General features: G+C 32.5%; 7 protein-coding genes. 4 read left to right on the plus strand and 3 right to left on the minus strand.

Annotation, left to right across the window (positions count from 1 at the left end):
* Positions 1-18: 18 nt before the first annotated feature.
* Both MK083_06220 and MK083_06225 read right to left on the minus strand, forming a co-directional pair.
* The gene (locus MK083_06220; GenBank protein ID MCH2674049.1) at positions 19-624 is read right to left on the minus strand and encodes a hypothetical protein; all 606 of its coding nucleotides are present in this window, start codon (positions 622-624) and stop codon (positions 19-21) included.
* The gene (locus tag MK083_06225) at positions 587-1,144 is read right to left on the minus strand and encodes a hypothetical protein (protein MCH2674050.1); all 558 of its coding nucleotides are present in this window, start codon (positions 1,142-1,144) and stop codon (positions 587-589) included. Before MK083_06225 ends, MK083_06220 begins: the two co-directional genes overlap by 38 nt.
* 48 nt (positions 1,145-1,192) lie before the next feature.
* Between MK083_06225 and MK083_06230 the strand changes: the two genes are divergently transcribed.
* Positions 1,193-1,666, plus strand: a complete 474-nt coding sequence (locus tag MK083_06230; GenBank protein ID MCH2674051.1) for a hypothetical protein — start codon at positions 1,193-1,195, stop codon at positions 1,664-1,666.
* Between the two features lie 2 nt (positions 1,667-1,668).
* Here MK083_06230 and ftsZ read toward each other — a convergent pair whose 3' ends face one another.
* Positions 1,669-2,745 carry a cell division protein FtsZ gene (gene ftsZ / locus MK083_06235; protein MCH2674052.1) on the minus strand — a complete coding sequence of 359 codons (1,077 nt, stop codon included), beginning with the start codon at positions 2,743-2,745 and terminating at the stop codon, positions 1,669-1,671.
* Positions 2,746-2,932: 187 nt separating this feature from the next.
* On the opposite strand from ftsZ, the gene MK083_06240 reads away from it, so the two are divergent.
* From MK083_06240 to MK083_06250, 3 genes are all read left to right on the plus strand, one after another.
* Positions 2,933-4,606 (plus strand): thiamine pyrophosphate-requiring protein, encoded by a 1,674-nt coding sequence (locus tag MK083_06240; protein MCH2674053.1) that lies wholly within the window; start codon positions 2,933-2,935, stop codon positions 4,604-4,606.
* 1 nt (position 4,607) lies between these two features.
* Positions 4,608-5,783 carry a mandelate racemase/muconate lactonizing enzyme family protein gene (locus MK083_06245; protein ID MCH2674054.1) on the plus strand — a complete coding sequence of 392 codons (1,176 nt, stop codon included), beginning with the start codon at positions 4,608-4,610 and terminating at the stop codon, positions 5,781-5,783.
* A gap of 24 nt (positions 5,784-5,807) precedes the next feature.
* Positions 5,808-6,422, plus strand: a 615-nt coding sequence (locus tag MK083_06250; protein MCH2674055.1) for an amidohydrolase family protein, incomplete at its 3' end; no start/stop codon positions are given.

Here is a 6,422-nt window from a genome sequence, read left to right on the forward strand (position 1 = left end):
TACTACGAATATATTTTGTCAAAGAAGATGTCTTCTCTTTTCGGTTGAAGAAATATCTTCCCTAAATTCGTTCTCCGGTATAACTCTAAAAAATTCTCTATATTTCAAGTCTTCTACATCTAAATTATCAAAATTTGAGCTAGAAACACCTATTCTTCCAGCTACTATAAAACTACAATTATTTTTTTTTAGCACACTGAACAGTTCATCTAATGAAGCACCTGGAGGTAAATAAGATTCATCAAGAATTCTAAGTGCTGTGTCATAACCAACAACAAAATATGAATTTTTATAAATTTTAGACTTATCTATAAACTTACTACTTCTACTAACTATAATTTTTTCTTCAGATTCAAAATTTTTTATTCTTTTTAACAATTCTGATTCATTGATATCTGGTTTATCAACATTAGATATAGATATTTCATAATATTTGTCAATATTACACATACTAGAAGAATGATCAAGTAATCTTATATGTCCGTGATGAACCGGATTGAATGATCCTGATAAGATCACACAATTATTTATATCTTCTTGAAATATTTCTAGTTTTGAATTTAATATGAAATAGTCAATTTTTCCTTCATTTAAGGATTTTATATTTTCTTTGAATTTTTTCATTTTCAAGCAAATCTATTGAAAGCTCATCATTTATTTTGTGAATGTGAGCAATAGTATTAATAATTTGTTTACTAACAATTATATCTTCTGAAATTCTATCTCTTTTACTTTTATCAAAAAAAATAGAATATGTATTAAGATGATTTTTTGATCTTATTGATATGAATGCCTTATCCTCACCCTTTCTGATTCTATTAGTACTAATAGCTCCTGTACAACCTAATCCAAAAACAGAAATATTATCTTCAGAATCTAGTAGCTTAATTGAATTCTGATATGCCTTTTCTGCAATATTTATAGCTTCTTGCTCACTAACATGATTACTTAATTCTTTTCCCAAATAAAGCTCTAAAGATTTTTTTGAATAAGGTACATAAGTAGTTAGTATTGTTTTAGAAGCACCAGAAACAGATAATAACCATGATAATGAATTAGATCCACAACCAGTAGCAACTAATGAACCTTTTATATTTTCATTACTATGAATCTTTGTAATTATATTAGTGATTTCTTTGTCCATAATATAATATTATAAAAAATCATAACGTATTCATAATAGTATGTACTAATGAATCAATTCACAGAAGCACACTTAAATAATTGGAAAAGTGATTACTTAAAATTAACTAATAGTAATCAAAGATATAAGCTAATCGAAGATAATGTCTGGTCTTTAGGAGATAGAATTGGGATTATATGTATATTTCAAGAAGATGAAATATGTTATATAACTCACTGTAATTCTATTTATAAAACACTGAAAAATATTATAAATGTTAATAAAAATAATGAACTTATAAAGCTAATTCTAATTCATAATTTAGGAATCAATGAAAGTAGAATAAAGTCGAGCTCTTTATCTAAATCTAAAATCAACAAAATAAAAAGAATTGTAAAACAATTTGATTTCAGTATAATTTCGATTGAATCAAATCATATTGAAAAAGTATCAAATGCGTTCAAGGTTGTTGCCGACCCTATTTATAATGGACATACATCAAACTTAAATAGGATATTAGATGAACTACCTAAAAAAAATTGATTTTAAAGAGTCCCTGATCTCAATCTTCTTAGCGCCCCAGGGTGCTTTCGAAGAAAAGGAGGAACTTCAAGATCATCTATGCTTACACCTTCTTGTTTAATATTTCTATCTATAAAATCATCATCAACTAATACAGGAAATCCAGTTGCTATAACAGTTATTTTTATTTTCCCATTTAGTCTGGGATTGGTAACACTACCAAATATTATATTTGCATCAGGATGTACTCTAGATTTTATTACTTCAGAGGCAGAAGTAACTTCATCTAAGGTTATATCCTGGCCACCAGAAACATTAAAAATCACACCCTTAGCACCATCAATTGGCATTTCAAGTAAAGGAGATGAAACAGCTCGTTCTGCAGCTTCAGTTGATCTATTTTCGCCTTCACTTTCACCAATACCCATCCATGCTGGTCCAGCATTTTCCATTATTGTCCTTACATCAGCAAAGTCAAGATTAATTTCACCTGGAACTAATATTAATTCAGCTATTGATTGAATACCAACCTTAAGAACATCATCAGCTAAACTAAACGCATCAGACATTGATAAATTATTTTCAGTCTGTAACAATCTATCATTAGGAACTACTATCAAGGTATCAACATACTTCTTTATATTTTCTATACCTTGCAAGGCAGCATCTAACCTTTGAGTTCCCTCAAAACCAAAAGGTTTAGTAACTACTCCAATAGTTAAAGCTCCGGAGCTTTTAGCTATTTCAGCAATGACAGGTGCAGCACCTGTTCCAGATCCTCCTCCCATTCCTGCAGCAACAAAAACCATATCGGCATCACTCATGTAATCTTTAATTTCAGATCTACTCTCTTCTGCAGATTGCTTACCTCTAGTAGGATCTCCACCTACACCCATTCCACGAGCTATTCTGTCACCAATCCTAATTTTCTCCGGAATTATTGAGTTTTCTAGGGCTTGATTATCAGTATTTACAGCGACAAATTGTATCCCAGATATAGTATCTTTATACATTCTGTTTATAGCGTTTCCACCACCACCACCTACACCAAAAACTTTAATATTAGCTGTTCCAAATCCAATTAATCTTTCTTGAACCATGACAATTTTCCTTAATTTTTATATATTAAATATTCAAAAAATTTTTGTTGATATTTAAATGTAAAATAAATAAAGAATTTATTAACGTTCAATTTAAAACGTATTTAAGGCATTTTTGAATATATATTTATTAATAAAATAAGGTTATTTTAAAAAAAATTGATTGATAATAATTTGGAGATAAAAAATGAATGGTTATGATGCTGTTGTTGATATATTAAAAAAAGAAGGATTTGAGTGGATAGCTTGTTTTCCTGCTAATCCACTAATTGAAGCTGCCGGTAAGGGTGGACTTAAACCAATAGTTTTTAGACAAGAACGTGGTGGAATAATGGCAGCAGACGGATATGCAAGAATGTTAGCAAAAGAGGGCAAGAGAGGTGTTTTTTGTTCTCAAGGTGGACCTGGAATAGAAAATTCTTTTGGAGGATTTGCCCAAGCCTGGGCTGAAGCAGTTCCAGTATTATATCTACCGGCAGGATCTCCTGCAAGTGTAGCAGAAGTTAAGCCAGCATTTGACCCTCAAACAAACTTTGCTCATATAACTAAATGGTGTTCTTCAATAACAAAAAGTTCAGAAATTTCTACACAAATGAGAAGAGCTATGTCTGCATTAAAAAATGGTAGACCTGGGCCTGTTTTGCTTGAAATGAGAAGCGATGCTATGGCTGCAGAAGTAGATAATACAGATGATTATTCAAGTCCAAATCCTGTAATAACATCTCCGAGCCTTTCAGATGTTAAGGATGCTGTTAAGGCTTTAGGCAATGCAAAAAATCCTGTCATCTGGGCAGGACAAGGAATTTTATATGCAGCAGCAACTGAAGAGCTAAAAGAATTTGCAGAGATAATGCAAATTCCAGTAATTACTACTATGCCAGGAAAATCTGCATTTGATGAACGTCATGCCTTATCCCTAGGAGCTGCCAATAGAACCGCTCCTAAAGCTGTATGGTCTTGGCTAAAAGATTCAGACGTTCTTATAGGTTTAGGGGCTAGTTTTTCAAGGACTACATTTGGAATAGATATTCCTGAAGGTAAATTAATAATTCATAACACAAATAATGTTGAAGATATTGATAAAGAATATTCAACAGAAATTGGACTATTAGGGGATGTAAAATCAACTCTTAAAATGCTTATTGATGAAGCAAAAGGAGTTTATGGAGATTCGAGAGCTAAAGATACAAGAATTCTTGAATCAATTGCTCAAGTTAAACAAGAGTGGGAAGCAGACTGGGCTCCTCTATTAAATTCCAACGATGAACCAATAAATCCTTATAGGTTGATTACGGAAATTAACAATGCAGTTGATCATGAAAATACAATAATGACACATGATGCAGGTCATCCTAGAGACCAAATTATGCCTTTCTATCCAGCAACAGTTCCAAACAGTTATATAGGATGGGGTAAATCCACTCATCTTGGCTATGGTTTACCACTTGTAATTGGAGCAAAAATTGCCCACCCCGAAAAGTTTTGTGTAAACTTTATGGGTGATACAGCTTTTGGTCTTTCTGGTTTAGATTTAGAAACTTCAGTTAGGTCTGAAAATCCAATTACAACTATTTTATTAAACAATAGTACAATGGGAGGTTATGACCATCATATGCCTATAGCTATGGAAAGATATGGAGCAGGAAATAATACTGGATCATATACAACAATTGCTGAAGGACTAGGTGCTAAAGGTATATATGTTACAAAACCTGAAGAAATCGTTCCAGCAATTAAAGATGCTCAGAATACAAATAATGATGGGCAAAGTGCACTTATTGAAGTCATCACTCAACAAGAAGGAAGATTTAGCAGATACTATAATGATGAAAGTGTAACAGGTGGGAAAATAATAAAGTAATATGAAAACCTCAGGATTTAGACTATTACAATTAGGTACACCTTGGAGAAACTTATCTTATATTATTGTTGAAACTGACGAAGGTATAAGCGGTATAGGTGAAGCCAGGGTTCTAGGTAAAACCCATACTGTTGCAGAGTATCTAAAAGATGTTGAGCGACACTTTATCGGACATGATCCATTTGACATTGAGTCACTATATCGTAGATTTACCTTACTTGATTTTGGAAAAGCAGGGGAAGTAGTTCACACAGGTTTAGCAATGATAGAAATGGCTTTTTGGGATATCATAGGTAAAGCTACTAATCAGCCTGTTTATAAATTACTTGGAGGAAAAGTCCAAGAAAAAATACAAGCTTATGCTAACGGATGGTATACAGTCGAAAGGAATCCTGATAGTTTCTCTTTAGCAGCATCTAAAGTTGTAGCTAAAGGTTATAAAGCTCTAAAATTTGATCCTTTTGGAAATGGTGATTTAGAACTATCTAGACCAGAACTTTTCAAGTCATTAGAGATAATTGAGGCAGTTTCTGACACAGTTACAGATGATATGCAAATGATGATAGAAATGCATGGAAGATTTGCGGCCCATCAAGCAGTAGAAATAGCAAAAAAAATTGAAGATCTAAATATTGGTTGGATCGAAGAACCAGTTAGACCAAGTGATAATCCAAGTCTAGAAAAAGTAAGGATTCAAACATCTTTACCAATAGCAACAGGAGAAAGGCTTTATGGCGCTTCTGAGTTTAGGGAGATATGGTCAGCAAATAATGTTGATGTAATTCAACCAGACATAACACAATGTGGAGGTATTTTTGAGACAAAAAAAATTGCATCTACAGCTGAAATTTATTCTATAATGGTAGCTCCTCATAATGTTGGAGGTGTCATATCTACATTAGCAGCAATTCATTTATGTTTTACACTAAGAAATGTAAAAATCTTAGAACATTTCAATGATTTTGCTGATCCATTTGTAAAGGATGCTGCAGATTCTTACCCAGAAGTTAAGGATGGCTTTTTTAGCTTACCCGAAAAACCTGGTTGGGGAGTTGAATTAAATGAAGATTTTATTCTTGAACATCCTCCAGAAAAAAATAAAGATGGTATCAATTTAGACCCAGGCTTAAATATGTTTGAAAAAATGGATTGGGCCAAAAGAGGTCAATCTGAGTAAAAAGATAAGGAATGCCATAATAATATGTTCGACTTAATAATTAGTAATGGATGTATTGTTGACGGGTCAGGGAAATCAAGATTCAAGTCCGATATTGGCATTATAAATGAGAAAATTGAATCAATTGGAGACTTAAGAGATAAAGAATCAAATCAAATAATTGACGCAAAAGGATTAATCGTATCACCAGGATTTATTGATTCACATACTCATCATGATGGAGTTTTGTTAAATGATCCACAGCATGCTAGTAGTCTTAGGCAAGGAGTTACTACAGAAATACTTGGACAAGATGGATTATCTTATGCACCTCTTTCTGAGGATAATTATGAAGTTCAAAGAAAGTATTTAGGAGGAATTTTAGGCCCAGCTCCAAAAAATCTTGATATGAGAAGTGTGAATGCTTTTAGATCTCATTATCATAAAAAGGTTTCTATAAATACTGCATACCCTGTTTCACATGGTGCTCTTAGAATGGAGTCAGTAGGCTTTTATGATAAACCACTAGAAGGTAAATATCTAGATAAGGCTAAATATTTACTTGATGAAGGATTATCTCAGGGAGCTGTTGGGCTTGCTACAGGAATGTCATATCATCCTAATGCTTGGAGCAATACAAAAGAATTAATAGAATTATGC

It is taken from the genome of Dehalococcoidia bacterium, from assembly GCA_022451965.1.
In the GTDB taxonomy this organism is placed as follows: Bacteria; Chloroflexota; Dehalococcoidia; order Lucifugimonadales; family Lucifugimonadaceae; genus TMED-70.